The 25,657-nt window shown below is 36.8% G+C and carries 18 protein-coding genes; 10 read left to right on the top strand and 8 right to left on the bottom strand.

What is annotated here, in order from left to right:
* Nucleotides 1–103 precede the first annotated feature (103 nt).
* A complete protein-coding gene (locus DYR29_RS02440; RefSeq protein ID WP_213279148.1) occupies nt 104–2,467 on the top strand; it encodes a patatin-like phospholipase family protein in 2,364 nt (787 codons plus the stop codon).
* Nucleotides 2,468–2,612: 145 nt separating this feature from the next.
* On the opposite strand, the gene DYR29_RS02445 is transcribed toward DYR29_RS02440, so the two are convergent.
* The 4 genes from DYR29_RS02445 to DYR29_RS02460 all read right to left on the bottom strand — a co-directional run bounded on the left by DYR29_RS02445 (nt 2,613) and on the right by DYR29_RS02460 (nt 8,027).
* A complete protein-coding gene (locus DYR29_RS02445) occupies nt 2,613–4,571 on the bottom strand; it encodes a T9SS type A sorting domain-containing protein (RefSeq protein WP_213279149.1) in 1,959 nt (652 codons plus the stop codon).
* A gap of 159 nt (nt 4,572–4,730) precedes the next feature.
* Nucleotides 4,731–5,909, bottom strand: coding sequence for an acyl-CoA dehydrogenase family protein (locus DYR29_RS02450; protein ID WP_213279150.1), 1,179 nt, complete (start codon nt 5,907–5,909; stop codon nt 4,731–4,733).
* A gap of 128 nt (nt 5,910–6,037) precedes the next feature.
* Nucleotides 6,038–6,826, bottom strand: coding sequence for an NUDIX hydrolase (locus DYR29_RS02455; protein ID WP_149388710.1), 789 nt, complete (start codon nt 6,824–6,826; stop codon nt 6,038–6,040).
* Between the two features lie 16 nt (nt 6,827–6,842).
* Nucleotides 6,843–8,027, bottom strand: a complete 1,185-nt coding sequence (locus DYR29_RS02460) for an MFS transporter (RefSeq protein WP_249413593.1) — start codon at nt 8,025–8,027, stop codon at nt 6,843–6,845.
* 176 nt (nt 8,028–8,203) lie between these two features.
* Here DYR29_RS02460 and DYR29_RS02465 point away from each other — a divergent pair, with 176 nt between their 5' ends.
* The 6 genes from DYR29_RS02465 to DYR29_RS02490 all read left to right on the top strand — a co-directional run bounded on the left by DYR29_RS02465 (nt 8,204) and on the right by DYR29_RS02490 (nt 18,692).
* Nucleotides 8,204–11,119 carry a SusC/RagA family TonB-linked outer membrane protein gene (locus DYR29_RS02465; protein ID WP_213279151.1) on the top strand — a complete coding sequence of 972 codons (2,916 nt, stop codon included), beginning with the start codon at nt 8,204–8,206 and terminating at the stop codon, nt 11,117–11,119.
* Between the two features lie 10 nt (nt 11,120–11,129).
* The gene (locus tag DYR29_RS02470; protein ID WP_213279152.1) at nt 11,130–12,668 is read left to right on the top strand and encodes a RagB/SusD family nutrient uptake outer membrane protein; all 1,539 of its coding nucleotides are present in this window, start codon (nt 11,130–11,132) and stop codon (nt 12,666–12,668) included.
* Between the two features lie 2 nt (nt 12,669–12,670).
* The gene (locus tag DYR29_RS02475; protein ID WP_213279153.1) at nt 12,671–14,095 is read left to right on the top strand and encodes a glycoside hydrolase family 30 protein; all 1,425 of its coding nucleotides are present in this window, start codon (nt 12,671–12,673) and stop codon (nt 14,093–14,095) included.
* A 9-nt stretch (nt 14,096–14,104) separates the two neighbouring features.
* Complete coding sequence (gene bglX / locus DYR29_RS02480; RefSeq protein WP_213279154.1) at nt 14,105–16,327, top strand: beta-glucosidase BglX; 2,223 nt, start codon at nt 14,105–14,107, stop codon at nt 16,325–16,327.
* A 79-nt stretch (nt 16,328–16,406) separates the two neighbouring features.
* On the top strand, nt 16,407–17,216 hold the full coding sequence (locus DYR29_RS02485; protein ID WP_213279155.1) for a glycoside hydrolase family 16 protein: 810 nt from the start codon (nt 16,407–16,409) through the stop codon (nt 17,214–17,216).
* Nucleotides 17,217–17,252: 36 nt separating this feature from the next.
* Nucleotides 17,253–18,692: a glycoside hydrolase family 30 protein gene (locus DYR29_RS02490; protein WP_213279156.1), complete on the top strand. Its 1,440-nt coding sequence runs from the start codon at nt 17,253–17,255 to the stop codon at nt 18,690–18,692.
* A gap of 174 nt (nt 18,693–18,866) precedes the next feature.
* Here the strand turns inward: DYR29_RS02490 and DYR29_RS02495 are convergent, their stop codons facing one another.
* Both DYR29_RS02495 and DYR29_RS02500 read right to left on the bottom strand, forming a co-directional pair.
* Entirely contained in the window at nt 18,867–19,676 is an 810-nt protein-coding gene (locus DYR29_RS02495) for an enoyl-ACP reductase FabI (protein ID WP_047422698.1), read from the bottom strand.
* Between the two features lie 120 nt (nt 19,677–19,796).
* The gene (locus DYR29_RS02500) at nt 19,797–20,096 is read right to left on the bottom strand and encodes a hypothetical protein (protein ID WP_114821904.1); all 300 of its coding nucleotides are present in this window, start codon (nt 20,094–20,096) and stop codon (nt 19,797–19,799) included.
* A gap of 138 nt (nt 20,097–20,234) precedes the next feature.
* On the opposite strand from DYR29_RS02500, the gene DYR29_RS02505 reads away from it, so the two are divergent.
* A complete protein-coding gene (locus tag DYR29_RS02505) occupies nt 20,235–20,792 on the top strand; it encodes a DNA-3-methyladenine glycosylase I (protein ID WP_213279157.1) in 558 nt (185 codons plus the stop codon).
* Between the two features lie 131 nt (nt 20,793–20,923).
* A complete protein-coding gene (locus DYR29_RS02510; protein ID WP_213279158.1) occupies nt 20,924–21,685 on the top strand; it encodes a hypothetical protein in 762 nt (253 codons plus the stop codon).
* Between the two features lie 335 nt (nt 21,686–22,020).
* Here DYR29_RS02510 and DYR29_RS02515 read toward each other — a convergent pair whose 3' ends face one another.
* Both DYR29_RS02515 and DYR29_RS02520 read right to left on the bottom strand, forming a co-directional pair.
* On the bottom strand, nt 22,021–22,875 hold the full coding sequence (locus DYR29_RS02515; RefSeq protein WP_047422702.1) for a nucleoside phosphorylase: 855 nt from the start codon (nt 22,873–22,875) through the stop codon (nt 22,021–22,023).
* A gap of 21 nt (nt 22,876–22,896) precedes the next feature.
* Nucleotides 22,897–23,382 carry a hypothetical protein gene (locus DYR29_RS02520; protein WP_213279159.1) on the bottom strand — a complete coding sequence of 162 codons (486 nt, stop codon included), beginning with the start codon at nt 23,380–23,382 and terminating at the stop codon, nt 22,897–22,899.
* A gap of 231 nt (nt 23,383–23,613) precedes the next feature.
* Here DYR29_RS02520 and DYR29_RS02525 point away from each other — a divergent pair, with 231 nt between their 5' ends.
* Nucleotides 23,614–25,443, top strand: a complete 1,830-nt coding sequence (locus tag DYR29_RS02525) for a cytochrome-c peroxidase (protein ID WP_213279160.1) — start codon at nt 23,614–23,616, stop codon at nt 25,441–25,443.
* The last annotated feature ends 214 nt before the right edge of the window (nt 25,444–25,657 follow it).

Below are 25,657 nucleotides of genomic sequence, written 5' to 3' on the forward strand. Positions count from 1 at the left end.
GATTTACTTCGTAAAACAGCCATAAAGCAGGTAACTTTTTTGTGTATCTTTACTACTTATTAAAAGCTTTCAAAGTTTAAATCAGATACATTAAGTACCACCAATGAAAAAGATCCTGATATTTTTTGCCATCGTTTTCTCTCTTATTATCAAATCTCAGCAAAAGAATGATTCTCTGAATATTGCTCTTCAGAATGTGACCAAAGACACTAAATTTGGCCTTGCTCTCAGTGGCGGCGGTGCAAAGGGGTTCGCACACATTGGGATTCTTAAGATGATTGATTCATTGGGGATCAAGGTAGATTATATCACAGGAACCAGTATGGGTGGGATTCTGGGCGGTTTGTATGCGATGGGGTACAATGCAGACCAGCTGAAGCATACGATCTATAAAATGGACTGGAACAGAATCCTGAGTAATAAAATTCCTTACAGCAAAGTCAATATCAGTGAAAAAGACGAATATGACAAATATATTCTTGAATTTCCCGTAGTTAAAGGATTTCCGACTCTCCCAAGCTCGTATATTGAAGGGCAGTATATGGGAGAAGTTCTTAATACACTTACTTTCAATGCAAAACATATCAATGATTTCAGCAAATTGAGAATTCCTGTTCAGCTTACTTCTTCCGATATCGAAAACGGAGGGCTGGTGATGCAAAAGCAAGGTTCTTTACCGCTGGCTATTCGTGCTACATTGGCAATTCCTGCAGCTTTTGCGCCTGTTTATATTGATGGAAAGCTTTTGGTAGATGGTGGATTGGATCGTAATTATCCAGCCAATGAAGTTCGGGAGATGGGAGCCGATTTTGTGATCGGAGGATATACGGGCTTCAGACTTTTTACCAAAAAAGAAATTGAAAATCCGATGAAGATGATTTATCAGACTCATGCGATCCGTTCGGTAGAGGATTTTAAACATCAGAAGGAGCTGTCTAACGTATTGGTAGACTTTGTAGATCCGTTGGGTGAGATTACAACGAAGGATTTTGCCAAATTCAGGAGGATCATCAAAATTGGAGAGGTGGAAGCCAGAAAACACCTTCCTGAGTTTGTAGCCCTGGCAGAAGCTCAGCGAAAGGCCGGAATCCAATATGAACATCAGATGATTGAAGAAGTGAAACTTCCTACTACGAAATTCACGTTTAATGAAGAAGATGGAACTCCTATTAGCGATGCAGCAGAAATTGAGGTGCTTAAAAAGCAAATGGGACTGACTGAAGGGAAGTATTACGATGCAAAAACAGTAAACGAAGCAATAGACAGGGTATTCGGAATGCGCCAGTATGTAAAGGTATATTACACGTACACCAATGAAAATGATGGTCTTGTGATGAATGTTTTTGTGAAAAGAGCAAAAAAAGGGGCTTTTAAACTGGCTCTGCACTACGATACAGAACAGTCGGTTGGGATTATTGTTAATTATACCTACAGGAATATTCTCCTGAACAGGTCCAGATTTTTAGCAACCGTGGATATTTCAGAACGTTTTAAAGCTAAACTGGCTTATCAGCAGTTTCTGGACAGCGGAGAGCGTTTGTGGCTGGATCTGGAAGCCAAGATGATTAATCTTAAAAGTAATGACCTGAACTTCAGGTTGTATGATGTAAATGATGATGGCAGTGACCGTTTTCCAAACCATATGTACCGTAATATAACAGGAAAGATTGCGCTGAACTATAATATTAATCCTAATGCTTATCTGTCATTGGGAACAGAATTCAGTACGGAAAGAATGTATAGTTTACTGGATAAAGTGGATCAGTCAAAAGTGGATAATTACAGTAAAAAATTATATAACCACAGTAATTTCAACACATTCCTGAAGTTTGAACAGAACAGTCTCAACAAAAGATACTTTACCACAAAAGGGAATCATCTTCAGGTGAGTACAAGATTTTATTACGGAGATCAGTATGAACTTTACGATCTGAATACCGTGCAGCCTCTTCTGTATCTGATACTAAATCCTAAAGATTCCTATTATTACGAACCTAAAAACCTTATTTCATTTACTTTGAATGAGAATTTTTTCTATCCGATTACAAGAAGACTCACAGTTAAAGCGAATGTGTTTTTGGGCGCAAGTTTTGGATCAAAGAGGGACGATCAGGTTCCTTATCTATTCCTGAATCAGAAATATAACCTGGGAGGAAGTGAATATAATTATGACCTCTTGAGTCCTGAATTCAATGGTCTTCGTCAGAAAGAACTTCCTATGACTTCTGTTGCCAAAACAGCAATATCACTTCAGTACAGGATTATGAAAAAGCTCTATCTTACTCCTTCGTTCAGCTATGGAAAAGTGAGTGAAGAACTTTCTCCGTTTAATGAAAGTTTTGATATGTTCGGGTATGGAGTAAACCTTGGATATGAATCTCTCATCGGCCCTATAAGTATCAATGTTTCCAGAAACAGTCAACTTGATTTTTCAAGAATCTATTTCAGCGTTGGTTTTAAGTTTTAAGTATCAGCAGAATTTTATACTTGAATTATTAATGTAGATAGTATTGTTTATTGTTCATTATATCAATGATTTTACTATAAAAAAGCACCTCATTGCTGAAGTGCCAAAAATTAACTTGAAATGAGATATATAAGAGTGATTGATTCTAAAGTTTTACTTTTTTATTAATGACTTTACCATTAGAAAGCGTAACCTGTACCAGATAAATTCCAGGTTCTAAGTTTCGGGATTCAAACTGTGGTCTGTTAACTTCCTGCTGAACGATCAGAGCACCGGAAATACTGTAAATACTGATGTTTTTGATATCATTGCCGGCTTTTGCAATAATTTGCTGCTTTTGAGTGAAAATATCGGCATTGTTTTCAGAAGAAAGTGTACCTCCAATTGCTTTACTGAACTGAAGATTGTAATATGGAGTTACCACTTCAAACGTATAGTTTTTATTTTCCAGATCCTGTACATTGATTCCTCCATTTTCACGGTATTGTTTCTGAGAAATACTTTTGATCAGTGTTTTATTTTCATCAAAAACGTTTACTGCAGTAAGTTCATCCTGATTAACTTTTAATTGCAAAACCGAAGAGTTGGCAGACTGTATGATTTCGTTTTCAGGAACTTCTTTAGGTGTGTTTTTGATGTATGGAATTATTTTATTTTCATTGTTTTCCGATACTTTTAATAAATAAACTCCGTCTTTTAAAGTGGATAAATTTTGTTCACTGGCTGTTCTGCTCTGAGCTTTTTCCTTATTAAAATCTGTTATTTCAACCAACTGCATATTGCCCAGATCCGGTTTTATTTGTGAGGATAGAAGAACCGGTTTTTCAGATGTTTTTTCAGCTGACTGTTTGCCAAAAATAGATCCTGCAATTGCCCATTCATTAAGAAGACCGCCGCTTCTCAACGTATTGAATTTAGCATTTGAAGCCAAAGTGAAAGGAAGAATTCCCCCTACATGCCCAAGCGGTCCCCAGTAAAATGAATCTAATTTATACTTATTTAAATCCCACCATGCATAATAACCACGTTGAACATCAATAGTTTTAGAAGTATTTTCAGGTGGAATAGCCAAATCAACCGTAGAATGACCTAATGTCATTGGTGTTTTGTTGTACCAGTCGTACACATCCTTTGGTTTCATGCACTGTCTGAGCTTGTTATTGGGATTGTTGGTAACATCATTCACGAAGTTGGCTGTAAAGAGTTTTCTCCATATCACCGGACCCCATAAAAGTCCGCCATTATCCTGAACAACGTGATAGTTATATTTATCAAGATATTCTGCAGAAATGACTTCCGAAATGTTGTTATTATATGTTTTGTATCCCGTATTGTTGCAGGTATGAAGAACATTGGCCAGAAATGAGGTAAACGGATAAATATCTTTTTCAAGAACACCTTTATTTAAAGTCACTCCCGAGAAATCATAAGGTCCGTCGCCCATATAAGCATATTTGAATTTGATATTATTGGGATTCGATATGCTTAATCTTTTTAGAGTAGACATCGCGGCATGGGCTCCCTGGGAATATCCGGCTAAAAAGTATTCGTCATACCGTTTAATACCCTGTTGTGAGAGGACTTTATTGGCAGCAGTAATAAAATCGATGGTAGCTCCGGCTTCGGTAGCGTAATCAACATAAGGATGAACCCCGTCTCCGGTTCCCATTCCTACATAATCAGGAGCCATCAAAATATAGCCATTCAGTACGTAAGATAATTCAACAACAAATCCTGCTGTTAATGCTCCCTTGAAATTAGACGGAACGTTATTCCTGCTATCTGTTGTTCCGTGGTCAGAAACTACTGTTGAAAGCTTAAAAGGTACGTTAGGATACATGAGTAATCCGGTAGCTTTTACAAGAACGTTGTTTTCATTTTTGGTGTAATAAGTGATCTTGTAGCCTTTTAGACCCACATTAAAGCTGTTCAGGTAGTTGGCAAATTCCGGAGCATCCTGATCGCCAAGATTATTGGAGATAAAATTGATGACTCCCTGTGGCGTTAAATCCAGTTTCTGTTCTGCGCTTACGACATCTCCAGCCTGCTGTGCAAAGTAGAATGGAGCGGTAAGACCTAGTAAAAAAGTTGTGATTTTTCTCATATTGATGTATTTTATATGGTATTAAGGTAATAACTTTAATAAATCCTTGGAAATATTACGACATCAATAATTATTCATTGAATATCAATTCTCTGGAATGTGAGTAAAATAAAAGAGTCTGACCTTTTGGTCAGACTCTTTTCATCTATTTTGACTTTTTTAGAAAGCGTTGATTCCTGTAATGTCTAATCCGGTGATCAGCAAGTGAACATCATGTGTTCCTTCGTACGTGATCACAGATTCCAGGTTAGCAGCATGTCTCATCATTGGGAATTCACCCATGATTCCCATACCACCAAGGATCTGTCTGGATTCTCTGGCAATTTCAATAGCCATATTGACGTTATTACGCTTAGCCATAGAAATCTGAGCAGGAGTTGCTTTGTGAGCATTTTTAAGATTTCCTAACTGAAGACATAATAACTGAGCTTTTGTAATTTCAGTTAAGAATTCAGCCAGTTTTTTCTGCTGAAGCTGGTAAGAACCGATTGGTTTTCCAAACTGTTTTCTTTCCTTAGCATACTGAACAGCAGTACAGTGGCAGTCAATAGCAGCACCGATTACGCCCCATGAAATTCCATATCGTGCAGAGTTCAGACAAGATAAAGGTCCTTTCAGTCCTGTTACTCCCGGAAGAAGGTTTTCTTTTGGTACTTTTACGTCATTGAATACCAATTCTCCGGTTTTTGAAGCTCTTAAGCTCCATTTATTGTGAGTTTCAGGAGTAGTGAAACCTTCCATTCCTCTTTCAACGATGAGTCCCTGTACTTTTCCTTCTTCATTTTTTGCCCATACCACAGCGATATCGCATAGAGGAGAGTTGGTGATCCACATTTTAGCCCCATTCAAAAGATAATGATCTCCCATATCTTTAAAATACGTTTCCATAGAACCCGGGTCTGAACCATGATTAGGCTCTGTCAATCCAAAAGATCCGATCATTTCTCCGGCAGCAAGCTTAGGAAGATATTTCATTTTCTGTTCCTCAGAACCGAATTCATTGATAGGAAACATCACCAAAGAGCTCTGAACCGAAGCTGCAGAACGTACTGCAGAATCTCCTCTTTCCAACTCCTGCATAATCAGACCATAAGAAATCTGGTCTAATCCTGAACCGCCATACTCAACCGGGATATAAGGTCCCAATGCCCCGATTTTCCCTAATTCTCTCATAAGATTAGGTATATCAGTATGATTTTGAGCGGCCTGATCTATCTGCGGCATTACAAAACTTTCAACCCAGTCTCTTACAGATTGGCGGATTAGTTTGTGTTCTTCAGTAAGTAAAGCATCAATTCCATAATAATCAGGGATGCTTGTAAGAGGATAATATGACATGATTTTTTGATTTGGTTAAAAGTAACATTTTTCGTGGTGTCTTGAAAATTTTTTTGAAAACTTATCTTTCGGTTGGTTTTCAGACAGATAATGCTCTTTTTATTTGTTTATAAGATAAATTCAGTGTTTTAAGCCTCCTCATCATTGGATATAGGATACTGATTGGTAGAATTGTGGACCTTGCTTTTAAATTTATACAGATAAGGTGCTTTGTTAGCCGAGCCATCATATAATTTTTCCAGCCTGTCAAGAATATTTAAACTCAAAATTTTACGCTGGAAGTTATTTCTTCTGAATTTTTGTCCCAAAATGGTTTCATAAAGAGACTGAAGATCTTTCATCGTGAACTTTTCAGGAAGAAGATTGCTGGCTGCTACTTCTGTATTGATATTCATCCGCAGGTATTCCAGTCCTGTTTCTATGATTCTGTCGTGATCAAAAGCCATTTTTGGAAGATTGTTTACCTCAAACCATTCACAGCTTTCATTGAAAGCATCAGGGAAAGTGTTGGCCATTGAAAAATCAATAAGGCTGCAATATCCTACTGTAATGAATCTTTGAAAAATCCAGTGATCTTCTGGTACCTCAATTCCTTTATTGTTAAGAAGAATCTGATGAACATTATTTTCTGTACGGTCTATTCTTCCAAATGTATGAAATTGTTTCAGAAATATATCTTTAAGGTGTGTTCTTTCGAATAAAACTCTTGCTGCAGCTTCTCTTAAATCTTCATCATTGAAAACAAAACCACCCGGAAGTGACCATAAATCCAGATCGTGATACTTTAAAAGAAGAACTTTCAAAATGTTATTATGAAAGCCGAATATAGTACAGTCCACAGAGATATGGGCAACAAAATCTTTGGTATCGATAAGTTCCCGAAGTGTTTCTTTACTTTTTGTGTCTTTGATTTTCATGGCAGTAAAAATAAAACTATTTTCTTTTTGTAACGTTAAAAAATACTAAACTGGTAACAAAAAGAATAATAACGAAAAATAATATATATAATGGATAAAAGTTTAACAGTTGTTTTTCAAATAAAACAGCCATAATAATTGAGCTTACAGAGCTGCCCAGAGAAGAAAAAATAACAATAAGAGAGGTGAATAAGTTTACCTTTTCTTTATCCATCTGTGCAATCATTTTTGAATTGATGACAGGGTAGAGCGGCGACAAAAATAACCCTATCACAGGAAATAAGAAGAGAATTACCCTTGAATCTGCTGAATCAAAATACTGTACACCTACAATAATGACCAATAAAGAAATAATGAAAGCCATACATGAAAGATAGTAGTCTGGCAATGAAAATCTTCGGATAATATTGGCTGTTATTGTTCTTCCTACATAAGAAAATACTGCCAGAAAAGAGGTAGCCTGAAGAGCAAAAAATGAATTGACTTTCAGATGATTCTTATAAAAAGACGGAAGCCAGGAGTTGAATCCCTGTTCTATAAAAACGATAAAAAATATAACCCCAAGGAATAGCATTATAGAAGGAGTTACAAACCCCGAAAGCTCGGAGAATACACTTTTGTTTTCCAAAGGTTTGGCTTCAGAAATTGTAATTTTTGATAACAGGAATATCGTTAATGCAGATAAGAAAGCGATCAATAAAAAACAAAATTTCCAATATTCGGAGTATTCACTGGATACCACCCATCCAAAGCAGGTATTCACGACAAAGATTCCGATCATAAAAGAAGCTTCTACGCTGTTCATTGTCTTTGCCAGTGATTTTTCATCCGAAATATTATTTCTGATAATTCCAAAGACGCAGATTTTACCAATTGCAAAACACGCTCCAATGATGGCAAACCATAATTTGAAGAACCAAAAAACCTCAATAAATGGCAGCAGACAAGAACAGAAACCAACAATTACCAAAGCTGAAATCAATGCTTTTTTTGTTCCCGTTTTGTTGATAAAGCTTACCGCAAAAAGGGAGATAAAGGCAATAGGTAAGTCTTTAAAAGATTCTAATAAACCTAATTCTCCGTAGGTGATTTTCTCTTCAGATAACTGCAGAATGATCAATCCCATACAGTTCAAAACCATTGAAAAAATAAGAAAGGTAAGTTTTAACGGAAGAGAAATTTTAGAAAGCTTGATGATCATTTTGGGGGACTTCTTTTTTGTTTTTTTGTGAAATTTTATGAAATATTGATGCGAAGATAGGGCTTCTAACCCTGAAAAATAAAAGAAAAATTAAAATATTTATGAATAGAATGTTAATTAATTGAAAAAAAATATATTTTTATTGTCTCAATTTGAGAATTAAACAATAACTGTATATGAATGTAAGAATATCAAGAAGCGTAGGAGTGGTTGCCGTCCTCTATTTTACGGCTAACTTCAGTGCCCAGACCACCAAGTCGAAGGACACAATTGCTAAAGAAAACAAAATAGACGAAGTTGTAGTGATTGGTTATGGTACTCAGAAGAAGAGTAATGTGACAGGAGCTATAGCGAGTATTAAAGCCAGCGATATTGAAAATGCTCCCACAGCAGGAAGACCAGAGCAAGTACTTCAGGGAAGAGCAGCAGGAATATCTGTTGTATCAAATTCGGGACAACCGGGAACCGCTGCAACAGTTCGTGTTCGTGGTATTACCAGTTTTGGAGCTGGAAGTAATGATCCTTTATGGGTGGTTGATGGAATTGTAGTTGATAATATAGGTTGGCTGAATCAGTCAGATATTGAAGGAATTGAAGTCCTTAAAGATGGGGCATCTGCTGCTATTTATGGAGTGTCTGCAGCCAAAGGAGTTATTCTGATCACTACAAAGAAAGGAACCAGAGGAAAATTAGGTCTTTCCTATAATGGGTTTTTTGGTGTCGGAACTGTTTCTAAAAAGCTGGACTTATTAAACGGATCACAATATGCAACCATTATGAATGAGGCGTATCTCAATGATGGTTTGAAACCGGTGCTTGGAGATCCTTCATCTTATGGCACAGGTACAGATTGGCAAAAACAAATATTTAACAGTGCGCAACGCCAGTCTCATGAATTCAGCATTAATGGAGGAAATGATAAATCTACTTTTTATTCATCTTTTGGATATTACGATCAGCAAGGTATTGTATTAAGAGATATCTCAAACTATAAAAGAGTAAATGCCAGATTAAACTCTACCCATAAAGTATTCGATTTTCTAACCATAGGTCAGACATTTGCCTATACTCACACAAGATCTCAGGGAGTTACTGACAATGGAGAGTTTGGAGGTCCGTTAAGTTCCGCAATAAATCTTGACCCTTTAACACCGGTAGTTGTAACCAACGGAATTAATAATCAGCCGAACTTTAGTGATTATATTAATAATCCAAACTATGTGAGAGATCCTAATGGGAATCCTTACGGACTTTCACAATTCGTAAGTAAAGAAATGTCCAATCCGCTGGCTTTCAGACAAACTAAGTTAGGAGGATATAAATGGTCTGACGATATTATTGCCAATGTATTTGCAGAACTGAAGCTAAATAAACATGTCACTTTTAAGTCAAGTATGAACGGGAAACTGTCGTATTGGGGGGAGCAGGTTTTCACTCCGACTAATTACCTGAGTACCGCTAATAAAAATGATATCAATAACTTATTCAGGCAAACTGATAAAAAGTTTGAGTGGAGTACTGAAAATACACTGACCTATCAAAATAAGTTTGGATTACATAGCTTAAATGTATTATTAGGACAAGGGTATTACGAATATAACATCTCTTCAGGGCAAAATATAAGATTTACCAATCTCCCTGTAAATAACTGGGAAGATGCATCTTTCAATTTTGATATCGCTCAGGAAAATAAAACAGGTAATGCCTGGGATGGAAAACAAACACATAAAGCTTCCTATTTTGCCAGAGTCGTTTATGATTATGACAACAAATACCTTTTTACAGGAACAATTCGTAGAGATGGGTCTTCAAAATTTGGAAGTAACAACCACTGGGGAAACTTCCCGGCAATGTCCTTAGGATGGAATGTGTCTAACGAAAACTTCTGGCCGGAAAATAAAGTGATTACCACATTTAAACTTAGAGGTGGATATGGAGTGCTGGGTAATGATGCAATTGATGATTTCCAGTTTGCTAATTTCTTAGTAGCCGGAAGTAACTATACATTTGGAGACAATATTATCCGTGTAGGTTATGCTCCAAGTACTCTTGAAAACCCAAATTTAAAATGGGAAAGAACATCACAATTCAATATTGCGGCAGATCTTAAAATTTTCAGAAACTTTGATCTTAGTGTAGATGTTTACAGGAAAAAAAGTACAGACATCTTGAGAAAAGTTGAGCTCCCTGGCTATTTGGGTTTAATTAATAATCCATTTAGAAATATTGGGGATATGAACAATGATGGGGTTGAAGTAAGCTTGGGATATAAAAAGAATTGGGGTGATTTTGGCTTTTCTGCGAATGGTAATTTTGCCTATTTAAAAAATGAAATTACAAGACTTGAAGATAACAGGCCTTATGTAAACTTTGCTTCTTTCCAAACACTGGGAACAGTTTCCAGATTACAGGTTGGTGAATCATATGGCTCTTTCTACGGATATCAAAACATGGGTATTTTTCAAAATCAGGCTGAAATTGATGCCTATAAAAATGCTAATGGAGGGTTGATTCAGCCTAATGCAAAGCCTGGAGATTTCAAGAGACTTGACGCAAATGGGGATGGAGTAATAGATGAGAAAGATTATGTAAATTTGGGTAATTCTGTTCCAAAATATACATTTGGTTTAACCATCAATATGAATTATAAAAATTTCGATTTGATGGTTTTTGCTCAGGGGCAGGCCGGGAATAAAATTTTCCAGGGGCTCAGAAGACTAGATATTCAGGAAGCTAATTATCAAACCGCTATTTTGGACCGTTGGACAGGTGAAGGAACATCTAATACTATAGCAAGAGTTACAAGAAATGATGATAATCAGAACTATACCAGAATGTCTGACTATTATCTTCAAAAAGGAGATTACTTACGTCTTAAACTTGTTCAGTTAGGATATACTCTGTCTAAAGATGCTGCAAAAACTATTGGTGCTTCAAAAATCAGATTCTATGTAACTGCAGAAAATCTTGCAACTTTTACAAAATATACAGGTTATGATCCTGAAATTGCAGGTACCGATACCTATGGAATAGATAGAGCCTTCTACCCACAGGCAAGAACTTTCCTTTTCGGAGCTAATGTCCAATTTTAATGACAAAAAAATGAAAAATAAAAGATTTATATATAAAAGCGTATCTGTTTTACTATTAACAGGTATAAGTTTTGGAGCCATATCTTGTGACAGAGGAAATTTAGAAGATGTAAAAAATACAGGAACTTTTGATTCTGGCAACTATTTTAAAAATGAAGAACAGGCATTCAGCGGTCTCGTAGCTACTTATGACATGCTGAGAAAATATTCCGGTGGATTTGAAAATATGGTGACTTTCTTTAATGGAGCATCCGATGATTTCTATTCTGGAGGAGGAAATTCTTCAGATGGTGCAGGAATTCAGGGGTTTTCCAATTATTCAATTAACCCTATTATTATGCCAGCCAGCTATTGGAAAGATTATTATCAGGGAATTGCAAAGGCAAATCTACTGTTAGATAGAATTCCGGCTGCTAGTATGAATGATCAGACCAGAAAAAGATTTATTGCAGAAGCTAAAGTATTGAGGTCATTGTATTATTTTGAATTATTGAGAATGTTTAAAAATATTCCTCTCATTTTGAAACCTGTTTTGGCAACTGATGATTTCTATAATATTCCTCAGGAAGATCCTGCAAAAGTATACGCTCAAATAGAGTCCGATATTGTTTCGGCTTTGCCCGATCTTATGCTGATGCCGTCTGGTGCAAGTGAAAAAGGCAGAATTACTCAAGGAACAGCGCATGCTATTTTAGGTAAAATTTATTTATATGATAAAAAGAATGCTGAAGCAGCTGCCCAGTTTGAAATGGTAAATGGTACACCAGGACAGACCAGTCAATATGGATATAAATTAGTCAGCAATTTTGCGGATTTGTGGAAGGTAGATAATAAGTTTACAACCGAGTCTGTTCTTGAAGTAATGCATACTAACGTAAGTAATGCAGACTGGCCGTTTTGGGGTTCTGGAAAAGATGAAGGGAACTCAATCAATGTAATGCTGGGGATAAAATCTTACGGACGCGTTGCCAATGTACCAAATAATGATGCTCCGGATCTTTATGCAAGTTGGGGATTTAATCCTGTTACAGATGATCTGTTCAATTTTATGCAGGGAGACCCTCGTTTGAATGCAACGATTTTTAATGGTAAAAAATTCAAAGAAGAGGGCAAAATTACCTATTCACCAGGATATAAGGATACAGGATATTTCTTAAATAAATATTTACCAAGAAATGCAGATAAATCTAACCTTCCAGGACCTACAGAACTAAATTTCCGTCAGAATTATATTGCAATAAGATTAGCTGATACTTATCTGATGGAAGCTGAAGCTTTAGGAGGAGTAGGAGGAAGAGCTCAGGCTTTATTGGATGCGGTAAGAGCAAGAGTAGGCTTAGCATCAGTTCCGGTATCTTTACAGGCTATAAAAGATGAGAGAAGAAGAGAACTTGCCGGAGAAGGGCATAGGTGGTTTGACCTGGTTAGATGGGAAGATGCAACAGCAAAATTGGGAGCAAGAGGATTTAAGGCAGGGAAAAATGAAATACTGCCTATACCTTTTAATGAACTGGCAAATACTGCCTTAAAACAAAATCCTGGATACTAAACATGAAGTTTCACAACTTATATAGTTTCTTTAGAGGTGCCGCACTACTTAGTGGTGTGGCCCTTTTTTCTTTGTCATGTACATCAGTTGCTTCCAATAAAGGAAATGAAGTTCAGTACTGGCTTACAAAAGGTGATGGTAGTATAAAATTACAACAGCAGACTTCTGTTAAATTTGTAAATAGCACCAACAGCTTTCAGAATATTGAAATTGACGATTCTCAAAAGTTTCAATATATTGATGGTTTTGGATATACATTAACAGGAGGAAGTGTTGAGGTAATCAACAGATTGTCACCTTCCAAAAGAAAAGCACTGCTTAATGAGCTTTTTGGAAATGGCAAAAACTCAATTTCCATCAGTTATTTAAGATTGAGTATAGGTGCTTCCGATCTTGATGGTGAAATATTTTCTTACGATGATTTGCAGGAAGGACAAACTGATCCTTCTCTTTCAAAATTCAGCCTGGCAAAAGATAAAAATCTGATTGCTATGTTAAAAGAAATTTTAGCAATCAATCCTTCTGTTAAAATCATTGCAGCGCCGTGGTCTCCTCCGGTTTGGATGAAAGACAATGGAAAATCAAAAGGAGGAAGCTTGAAACCTGAATTCTATAAAACATATGCTCAATATTTTGTAAAATATATTCAGGGAATGAAAAAAGAAGGGATTCCCATTGATGCTGTAACTCCTCAGAATGAACCTCTGCATCCGGGAAATACCCCGAGCCTGTATATGCCTTCTGAGCAGCAGGGGAATTTTATTAAAAATCATTTAGGTCCGGTTTTTAAAGCCAATGGAGTTACCACTAAAATTGTGGTTTATGATCATAATTGCAACAAACCTGAATATGCCATTGATATTTTAAAAGATTCCGAAGCTAATCAATATATTGATGGATCTGCTTTTCACTTATATGAAGGAGATATTTCAGCTTTAAGCACGGTATATGATGCTTTCCCTAATAAGAATTTATACTTTACCGAACAATGGACCGGATCCAAAGGAACTTTTGCTGAAGATCTGAACTGGCATACAAAAAATGTCATCATCGGGTCTATGAGAAACTGGAGTAAAATTGCGCTGGAATGGAACCTTGCCAATGATCCGAAATATGCGCCGCATACAGATGGAGGATGTACAGAATGTAAAGGAGCGGTTACTGTGTCTGACAGTGAGAATTTCACAAGAAATGTTTCCTATTATATCATTGCACATGCTTCGAAATTTGTTCCGGCAGGTGCTCAGCGTATCGCTTCAACACAGACTGATAAACTTTCCACTGCAGCCTTTAAGACTCAATTTGGGAAAATAGTTTTAATTGTGCAGAACGATAACCCTTCAGATGAGAATTTTAATATTAAATTTGCCGGAAAAACCGCTGCTGTAACAATTTCAGGACGTTCTACAGCAACCTATATTTTTTAATTTGATACTATGAAAAGAGTTTATTTCTTACTGGCATTTTCCGCATTGGGATTGAATGCTTACGGACAGAAAACAATTGATCAGAAAGTAACAGAGTTGCTGTCTAAAATGACCCTTGAAGAAAAAGTTGGGCAGATGGTACAATATAGCGGTTTTGAATACGCTACAGGACCACAGCAATCCAATTCTGCTGCTGTTTTAGAAGAAATTAAAAAAGGTAAAGTAGGTTCTATGCTGAATGTGGCAGGATCAGAAGAAACCAGATCGTTTCAGAAACTGGCGATGCAGTCAAGACTGAAAATTCCTTTGCTGTTCGGTCAGGACGTTATCCATGGATACCGTACCACATTTCCTGTAAATCTGGGACAGGCAGCAAGCTGGGATCTTGGAATGATAGAAAAATCAGAAAGAATCGCTGCAACAGAAGCCGCTGCTTATGGTATTCACTGGACGTTTGCTCCAATGGTGGATATTGCCAGAGATCCCAGATGGGGAAGAGTGATGGAGGGTTCCGGGGAAGATACTTACCTGGGAACAAAAATAGGATTGGCAAGGATTAAAGGATTTCAAGGCAGAGGTTTGGGAAGTCTTGATGCGGTGATGGCCTGTGCAAAACATTTCGCAGCATATGGAGCAGCAGTAGGTGGAAGAGATTACAATTCTGTAGATATGAGCCTCAGACAACTCAATGAAACATACCTTCCTCCGTTCAAAGCTGCTGCTGAAGCAGGAGTAGCCACTTTTATGAACTCTTTCAATGACATCAACGGAATTCCTGCAACGGCCAACAAATATATTCAGAGAGATCTGTTAAAAGGAAAATGGAACTATAAAGGTTTTGTGGTTTCAGACTGGGGAAGCATCGGGGAAATGGTTCCTCATGGCTATGCCAAAGATGCTAATGAAGCGGCAGAAAGAGCAATACAGGGCGGAAGCGATATGGATATGGAAAGCCGTGTCTACATGGCAGAACTTCCAAAATTAGTCAAGGAAGGAAAGATAGATCCGAAACTGGTGGATGATGCAGCGGGAAGAATTTTAACCAAGAAATTCGAGATGGGTCTTTTTGATGATCCTTATAGGTTCAGTAACGAAAAGAGACAAAAAGAACAGACCGATAATCAGGAAAACAGAAAATTCGGAAGAGAGTTTGGGTCAAAAAGTATTGTCCTTCTTAAAAACCAGGGAAATATTCTTCCCCTTTCAAAAACGACAAAAACAGTTGCACTGATAGGACCTTTCGGTAAAGAAACAGTAGCCAATCACGGGTTCTGGTCCGTAGCGTTCAAAGATGACAACCAAAGAATCGTTTCACAGTTTGACGGCATTAAAAATCAATTGGATAAAAACTCCACTTTATTATATGCAAAAGGCTGCAATGTAGATGATCAGGATAAAACCCAGTTTGCAGAAGCCATAGAAACGGCTAAAAAAGCAGATGTAGTGATTATGACATTGGGAGAAGGCCATGCGATGAGCGGAGAAGCAAAAAGCCGAAGTGCTATCGGATTTACAGGAGTTCAGGAAGATTTACTGAAAGAAATTGCGAAAACGGGAAAGCCAATCATTCTGATGATTAATGCAGGAAGACCTCTTATTTTCAACTGGGCATCAGATAATATTCCAACAATTGTATACACATGGTGGTTGGGGACTGAAGCAGGAAACTCTATTGCGGATGTTCTGTTTGGCACCGTGAATCCCGGAGGAAAACTTCCGATGAGTTTCCCGAGAACAGAGGGCCAGATTCCTGTATATTACAATCACTATAATACGGGAAGACCCGCAAAAAATAATACGGACAGAAACTATGTTTCAGCTTATATAGATCTTGATAATGATCCGAAATATCCGTTTGGATATGGTTTAAGCTATACCGATTTCAAATACTCTGATATGGTATTAAGTGCAACAAGTCTTACAGGAAATCAGACTCTGAATATCAGTGTTACCGTTTCCAATACAGGGAAATACGATGGCGAAGAGGTTGTTCAGCTTTATATCAGGGATCTTTTCGGAAAAGTAGTAAGACCTGTAAAAGAGTTGAAAGGCTTCCAGAAAGTATTCATTAAAAAAGGAGAAAGTAAAAAGATCGATTTTAAACTTACTCCCGAAGATTTGAAATTCTTTGATGATGAGCTGAATTTTGACTGGGAAGGTGGAGAGTTTGATATCATGGTGGGAACCAGCTCTCAAAGTGTGCAGACCAAAAGAATTAACTGGACAAAATAAATTCAATAGGAGCGGGCTTTAGCCCGCTCATTAAAAGGTCAGAAAAATGGCTTTAGCCAAAACTTAAAACCTAATACATATGAATCTCAGAGCTAAAAATTTCATCAGAATATGTGCAGCAGGAGTTTTCTTCCTTTCTGTTATGAACTGTGCATCGCACAAAACTGATTCTCACAGAACCATGATCTGGAATGATGAATTTAATGGTAAAGGTCTTCCGGATTCATTAAAATGGAATTATGATGTAGGCGGAAGCGGTTTTGGAAATAAGGAAGCTCAGTTTTATACCAAAAACAGGCTTGAGAATGCCAGAATGGAAAAAGGAAATCTGATCATTGAGGCTAGAAAAGAAAATTGGGAAAACAATAAATATACTTCCGCAAGACTTTTAACCAAAGAGAAATTTGCTTTTCAATATGGAACAGTAGAAGTCAGAGCAAAGCTTCCCAAAGGTCGTGGAACATGGCCGGCAATCTGGATGATGAGTGAAAATATGAAGAAATGGCCGGATGATGGTGAATTGGATATCATGGAACATGTTGGGTATAACCAGGGATTTATACATGCTTCCGTTCACACAAAAAAATACAATCATATTCAGGGAACACAGAAAACAGATACACTGTTTGTAAAAGATGCCAGCGAGAAGTTTCATGTCTATAAAGCAGACTGGACACCGGAGAAGATAGATGTGTATATCGATGATCAAAAATTTTTCACCTATGTGAATAAAGAGAAAAGTAATGAAGCATGGCCATTTGACAGACCTTACTTTATCATTTTAAACCTCGCTGTAGGTGGAATGTGGGGAGGACAAAAAGGAATTGACGATTCTATTTTTCCACAGAAATATTATATAGACTACGTAAGAGTCTACCAGAATAAATAATGAATAGGGGACACAATTGTCCAAAATAAAAAAATCATGAGAAAACTAATTGTAAGTTGTTTTGTAGTAGGCGTTGTCATCAATGTCAATGCTCAGAATTATTGGAAAAAGAATGCAGGAAAAACAGCTAAGGTGATCCTTACCAATTCGAAGGCGGATGAGAAGATGGCGGATAAAGGAGCCGTTAAATTTGAACAATTTGGTCAGCCCAAGGAAACGGAAGCCTGTATTTTCGTAGCTCCCAACTTTAAATATCAGAAACTGATAGGAATTGGCGGTGCCATCACAGATGCATCAGCAGAAACTTTTTATAAAATGCCAAAGAACAAGCAGAAGGAAATTCTGGATGCTTATTTTGGAAAAAACGGATTGGGTTACACTGTTGTTCGTACCAATATGAACTCCTGTGACTTTTCCAGTGATTCTTACACGTATGTAGAGGATAATGATACCTCACTGAAAACGTTCAATGTTGCTCATGATGAGAAGTATAAAATTCCGATGATCAAAGAAGCTCAGAAAGCGATCGGGAATAATTTTACCTTCTATTTCTCTCCGTGGAGCCCGCCAGCTTGGATGAAATCAAATAAAAGTTTGTACAAAGGAGGAAGATTAGAAAATGAGTACTATCAGACGTGGGCCGATTACTATATCAAATTCATTAAAGAATACGAAAAAAGAGGAATCAATATCTGGGGACTGACCGTTCAAAACGAACCAATGGCCACTCAAAGCTGGGAATCATGCATCTACACCGCTGAAGAAGAAGGAGAATTCCTGAAAAAGAATCTTGGACCCACCCTTTGGAAAAACGGATATAAAGATAAAAAAGTAATGATCTGGGATCACAACAGAGACCTCATCTATCAAAGAGCCACTACTACATTAAGCGATCCTGAAACTTCAAAATACGCCAGCGGTATCGGGTATCACTGGTATGAAACATGGAATAATAAAACCCAGCTTTTTGACAATTTAGCAGAAACGCACAGAGCTTTTCCGGATAAATTCTTAGCGTTCACGGAAGGTTGCAAAGAACAGTTCAGTATGGATAAGATCTATAATGTAAGCCTGGGTGAGCTTTACAGTAAAAATATGCTGAACGATTTCAACAAAGGAAATGCATTATGGACTGACTGGAATATTCTATTGGATGAAACCGGAGGACCTAATCATAAAGGGAACTTCTGTTTTGCCCCGATTATTGCAGACACGAAAACAGGAGAGGTGTTCTATACCTATGAATACTATTATATAGGCCACGTTTCAAAATACATCAAACCCAATGCTCAAAGAATCGGAAGTTCTTCCAACAGAGCTGCGCTGACATCTTCCGCTTTTATGAATGAAAACGGACAATTGGTAACTGTTATCATGAACGATTCAGACAATGATATTGAAACGAATCTATGGATAGAAGGAATGGCTGCCAAACTGAATGCTCCTGCACACTCTATACAGACTGTAATTTTATAGTTTCATATTGCATATTAATATTATTTTTGACAGACCCGGCGGCCTCTTTGAGGCCGCCGGGTTTTATTTGTGAATGATGAGTTTCAGGATTATAAAAACAGAAAACCCATGAAAACTTCATGGGTTTTATTTATTTTTGAACGGAACTTTGTCCGCTATTTTTTTAATGAATGATTATTCAGTATCATACTTACTGATTACTTTCTGAGTAACCCCCGAACTGCTGAAACCACCATCATGGAAAAGGTTCTGCATTGTTACTTTCTTCGTAAGATCAGAGAAAAGGGTAACACAGTAGTCCGCACATTCAAGAGCAGTAGCATTTCCTAGTGGAGACATATCTTCTGCATATCCAAGGAATCCTCCGAAACCTTTCACACCGCTACCGGCAGTAGTCATTGTAGGAGACTGAGAAACGGTATTTACACGTACTTTTCTTTCACCCCAGTAGTTTCCGAAAGTTCTTGCAATGCTTTCAAGATAAGCTTTGTTATCAGACATATCATTATAATCCGGGAATGTTCTTTGAGCCGCAATATAAGTAAGCGCCAGGATGCTTCCCCATTCGTTCATACAATCTTTTTCCCAAGCTACACGCATTACTTTATGGAAAGAAACAGCGGAGATATCCCAACCTTTTTCCAACCAATCGTAGTTCATTTCTGTATAATGTTTTCCTTTTCTTACGTTGATAGACATTCCGATAGAGTGAAGGATAAAGTCGATTTTTCCAAATTTTGCAACAGCGGCATCAAAAAGTTTTTCAAGATCTTCTATAGAAGTAGCATCAGCGCCTATTACTTCAGAACCTGTTTTTTCTGCTAAACCATTAAGCTCTCCCATTCTTAAAGCAATAGGAGCATTGGATAAGATAAATTCAGCACCTTCCTCATGGCATCTTTCAGCAACTTTCCATGCGATAGATTGTTCATTAAGGGCTCCAAAAATAATTCCCTTTTTGCCTTTAAGTAAACCGTATGACATAATTTTTTAATGTTTATTATAATACAAATGTAGCAATAATTGTGGTTATGACATAATAAAAAATGGAGCCTTATCAATTTAAGACTCCATTTTATTGAAAATATTTATATGACTGAAATACTAATTGGTTTTCTTATTCCATTCTGCCTTTACATCCTCTGCCGCATCTTTGGTTTTTTCCCATGCCTCATCTGCTTTATCCTTGATATCCTCCCAGGCATCGGATACATTAGCTTTTACCCTGTCTAGCCAGTCTTCCTGGCTGGCTTCCTGATCATTATTCCTCTTCTCATTAATATAATCTTTAGCCTTATCTGCCAATTCATCGATTTTCCATTTGGCTTTATCCGTTGCATTCTGTAAAGAATTTTCTACATTGTTTACTGCATTTTCCGCTTTGTTGTACTCTGAATTGTTCATAATAATATAAATTTTAGTTTGGTATCAGTAATTAAACAATAACCATTCCTAAAATCGGTAGTCTCTGTTAAACTTTTCATAATCTTTTGTTATATTTTTCCAAATCAGCACTATCTTAGTAGATAAAATTTGATAATTATGGAAAAAATACGGTGTGGATGGTGCGAAAAAGATGATCTCTACAGAAAGTATCATGACGAAGAGTGGGGAAGACCTGTATATGATGATGAAACAATATTTGAATTCCTTATTCTTGAAAGCTTTCAGGCCGGACTGAGCTGGTATACTATTTTGTCTAAAAGAGAGAATTTCAGGAAAGCTTTTGATCATTTTGATTATAAAAAAGTAGCCGCTTATTCGGAAAAAAAGATCGAAGAATTAATGAATAACCCCGGGATTATCAGAAACAGGCTTAAAATTCTGTCAGTAATTACCAATGCTCAGCGATTCATGGAAATTCAGAAAGAATTCGGGAGTTTTTCTAATTATATCTGGAACTTTACAGGCGGAAAACCCATTGATAACAGTCCTCAGACTTTAGCTGATGTTCCTGCCACAACAGAAATTTCCGATCTTATATCCAAAGAACTTAAAAAAAGAGGATTTAAATTCGTAGGTTCTACAGTAATTTATGCCCATATGCAAGCTACCGGAATGGTAAATGACCACATAAAGGACTGCTTTACCAGAAAATAATTGCAGGTACTGATTCAAATTCCAGTAAAATAAATTCCAAAATAAAAAAATCTTGAAAGGCTTATGAATACTTTGTTTCATAACTTATTGATATTTTTGTATCATTAAAAAATGAAAACTTCTGTTGAAATATGAAGAAAATAGGAATTATAGGTTATGGCTGGCTGGGAGAAAAAATTGCATCTTCTTTATCCGGAAAATATACACTATCTGCAACGACAACAACAGATAATAAAGTAAATGATCTTAACGGCAAAGGAATTCATGCAGTACTAGCTTCTTTTCCGGATTATCAGCTGACAGAACCTGTTTCTCAATGGGAGGAAGTTGAAAATATTGATGTCTTGATCATTACCATTCCGGTTTCTGAAAAAAGCTGCTGCGTAAGTTCTTTATATAACAGAATCCAAAATTTATCAGCGTTTATCGGGGATTTTAAAGGGCAGATGTTTCTGATGAGTTCCACAGGAGTTTATCCGGATCTTCCGAAAGATTTTACAGAAGAAGATGTTCCATTGGAGAATGTATCGGGAGAAAGAATGTTGAGAAATAGATATCCTCAGCTCAATATTCTTAGATTAGGAGGCTTAATGGGAGACAACAGGCTTTTGAAAAATTATAATGTCGGTAATCTTGATCATGCTGTGAATCATATTCACTATGCTGATATCAGTGCCATTATCAGACAAATGATTGAAAGTAAAACAGAAGCAAAACTTTATAATGTTACGGCCCCGATTCATCCGGCAAAAAGCCAGGTGATTAATGCTCAGAAAAATATTCCTGACGAGGAAGTTTTTGAAGTAAAAGGAAAGAAGGTTTTATCTTCAAAACTGGCTTCAGAGCTGGATTATACATTTCAATATCCTGATCCTAGGACTTTCCATTTGTAATTAATTTGATTGGATTGGATTTGATCTTCCACCCATTTATACATACTCAATTCTTATGATACCCTTTGTCATTCCGTAGGAATCTAAATACAGTTTTTTAAAAATAACATAGAGATTCCTACGGAATGACAAACCGGATGGGTAGTTTTATTCATCGTGGAAAAAAATAACTATTTTCAATATAATCAAATTTAATAGGAACTGGCTAACATCCTGAGCGTCGACTAAGGGAGCCTGTTTTCAAAATAGATCAGATTCATTGGCTTTAGCCAAAACCTATAAAAAAACCTCTGGAAGTTATTTCCGGAGGTCTTTTTATTATATCAATAAAATAATTACTTAATAATTCTTTCCAATACCCAGTCAATAAGGTTTTTCTCTGAAGCATGGTGGTCTGCAGAGAACTCACCGCGTCTTCTGTTGGCAATAACGTTATTTACAGTAATGGCTTTGTGTCCTAATAATTTTGAAAGCGCATAGATGGCAGAAGTTTCCATCTCAAAATTGGTAATTCCAAGGTCGTTCAATGTTTCCAGGAATTTATCATCTACTGCCTTTAGACGAAGTTGTCTCCCCTGTGGAGCATAGAATCCTGGGAATGTTGCTGTATTTCCGTGGTATTTGGCATCTTTGTAATATTCTCCCATTTCTTCTGCCCAGTCTGAGAAATAAAGCATCGGCTTGATTCTTTCGTAAGGGAATTTTTCTAAGAAGTTTTTGGAAAACTCATTTTCAAAGTTATAGTCCTGATAGAAATGCATCAATCCGTCTAATCCTACCACATTTTGGGTAACCAGCATATTATCAACCTGTACATCCGGGTTTACACTTCCGCAGGTTCCCATACGGAATAATTCAAGAGCTTTATGTTCAGTCTTAAACTCTTTATTTTTAAGATCGATGTTCACCAAAGCATCCAGTTCGTTCATGACGATATCGATGTTTTCAGTTCCGATACCCGTAGACATTACAGTAATTCTTTCTCCCCGAAGCGTTCCTGTATGCGTGTAAAATTCTCTTTTATTTTTTTTGATTTCTACCGTATCAAAGTATTTTGAAACTTTTGCCACTCTGTCAGGATCACCCACAAGGATGATTTTGTCAGCAATATCTTCAGGTAAAAGATTCAGGTGGTATACACTTCCGTCTTCATTCAGAACAAGTTCTGAGGCAGCAAGTTTGTTTAGCATAATATGTATATTTTTGTTTTTTTAATTAATGATAATCGCGTCTTTATAAGGAGATGCCATCACTTCATAGATATCATTGTATTCTTCTACGATTCTTTTCTGGCCGTTCATCACTTCGTACACGGTAACGACAGTTTTTTCAATGTTTTTCGGATCCTTTCGCTGTGACGTGATTTCGTAGAAATGGTCATCTTTTTTAAGAATAGAAATCAGTTCTTCCTTTGTGGAATTGTTGGAAGTCATCATTCCCGGGAATTCTGCTACAATATCTTTCAGATCAGAATAATTTTTATAAGGTTTGGTAACACCGTTGGAATATACATAAACATTGGGGATGTTTTTATCCTTTTCAAGGCGCACCAGATAATAATCAGAACCTTTTTTCTCTGCATAAACAGCCATTTCCTGTGGCTTTGCGGGCTGGTTTTCCGTTTGCTTTTTCTTTTGTGAAAATGCCGTCAGAGAAAGGAAACTTGCTGCGACAGCAAACCATAGTTTTGTTTTCATAATATTATTTTAGTTTTTTTGATGTGTTGAATTCAATTAAAAAAATCCTCGCCCAATAATCTCCCGCCATTATTTTTACCGGTATTTCGAATAACCGTTTCCTTTAGAATAATGAATTTGATTTCGGGGTTTAAAATTAGTGAAAAATATTGTATCAGAAATATAAACATTATTTAATCTGCTATTAAAACTGAGATAACATCAGATCAATACTTTTGCCGCTAAAAATTCATGAGATCTTATCCACTGCTTGTAATCGTCCTTCTGATAGGATTTGCAGTAATGTCTTTTAATCCAGTTTATAAAGGAAAAGAAAGCGAAAATACATTTGTCAATAAAGGGTTGTCCAACTTTAAAACCAAGCTTGAACAGCTGAAATCAGATGTTGATAAGTTCTCAGAAGACCGCATTTCCCTGGAAGAATTACAGAAATCGTTGAGCAGTACCAGAAATTCATTCAAAGAAATAGAATTTTATGTGGCTTATCATTATCCTGAATTCACCAAAACCCATCTGAATGCAGCCCCATTGTTTCATATTGAAGCGGCCGGAACGTCTGCTTATACGCTTCCTCCTGAAGGATTGCAGGTGCTGGATGAACTGATATTTTCAGATGAAGCAGGAAATGAAAAAGAGAAGATCAAAACCATCACTACCTTTTTATACAACAGCTATTCCGGGTTTTATTTAAGTGCTTTAAAAAATGGTTTGAGCAAAGGCAATAACAAGACATTACCCTTGCGTATTGAGCTGATCAGAATCTATTCTCTAGGAGTGACAGGTTTTGATACTCCAGGCTCCTTAAATATTTCCGAGGAAGCCAGCCATGCTTTTTCAGGGATGCAGAAATACATTAATGATGATCCTTATTTTAAAAATTATAATACTCAGAAAGCCAATCAGATTTTAGCAGAAGGAATAAATTACCTTTCAAAAAATACAGATTTTGAAAATTTTGACAGGATTGAGTTTTACAAGAAATATGTACAGCCTTTGTATGAAGAGTTGGGAAAATGGGATGGAAGACCAGATGATCTTAAAGAATTCTCCGGTTGGAATGTAGGTAACAAGAACTTTTTCAGCAGTGATTTTTTAGATCCTTATTTTTATACTTTATTGAAATCCTCAGAAGATAATCCTGAGCTCCGTAATCTTGGGAAATCAATTTTCTATGACCAGAACTTAAGCGGCGACAGGAAAATGAGCTGTGCAACATGCCATCTTCAGGAAAATGCTTTTACAGATCTTAAAGAAAAATCACAAAGCAACGTAGAAGGAAAAACAGTACTTAGAAATTCGCCGTCTTTGTATAATGCTGTTTTTGCCAAGAGGTTTTTCTATGACCTTCGTGCTTTTTATCTGGAACAGCAGGCAGAACACGTTATTTATAATGAACAGGAATTCAATACAAGCTATGAAAGTATTATTCAGAAACTAAAAACAAAGCCTGAATATAAAAAGGCATTCCGTGCAGCTTTTAAGGATGGAAAGATCAGTAAAGAGAACTTTTCGAAAGCATTAAGCTCTTATGTAGCTTCATTATATTCATTTGACAGCGATTTTGACCGCTTTATGAGGAATGAAAAAAATGTTTCTGAGGACATAAAAAAAGGATTTAACCTGTTTATGGGAAAAGCTAATTGTGCAACCTGTCACTTTGCGCCTCACTTTTCAGGATTGGTACCGCCGTTTTTTAATGAAAATGAATCTGAAGTACTGGGAATACCTGCCAGACCCATCAAACAGCTTCCGGTGGAGCTTGATCAGGACTTAGGAAGAGGAAACAGCCCTGTGAAAAAAGAAAAATCATGGATTTACGATTATTCATTCAAAACGGTCACGGTGAGAAATATTGCCCTTACCAAACCTTATTTCCATAACGGAGCTTTTAATACATTAGAAGAAGTTCTTGATTTTTATAATGAGGGAGGTGGAGAAGGATTAGGATTAAAAATGAAAAACCAAACTCTTGCACCGGATAAATTAAACCTTAGCGAAACGGAAATAAAACAGATTATAGCGTTTCTGAATGCCCTTACGGATGTGAGTAAAGCGAAATAGGCGAGGTGCGGGTTTCGGGTTTCGGGATTTGGGGGTTTGAAATGCGGTTCGTGGTACGAGGTTCGGATTATAATGTGTTATAATTGAAGATACGCAAAAAAACACATCAGCTGCTCAGCTTATTTTCATCCCTGAATTTCTGTATTTGCACCCACATCCCGAAATCCCGCATCTCGAAACCCGTACCCCCGTAATCTGCATCACTTAACAAAAA

Origin of the sequence: Chryseobacterium indologenes (assembly GCF_018362995.1) — a bacterium.
GTDB classification, from domain to species: Bacteria; Bacteroidota; Bacteroidia; order Flavobacteriales; family Weeksellaceae; genus Chryseobacterium; species Chryseobacterium indologenes_G.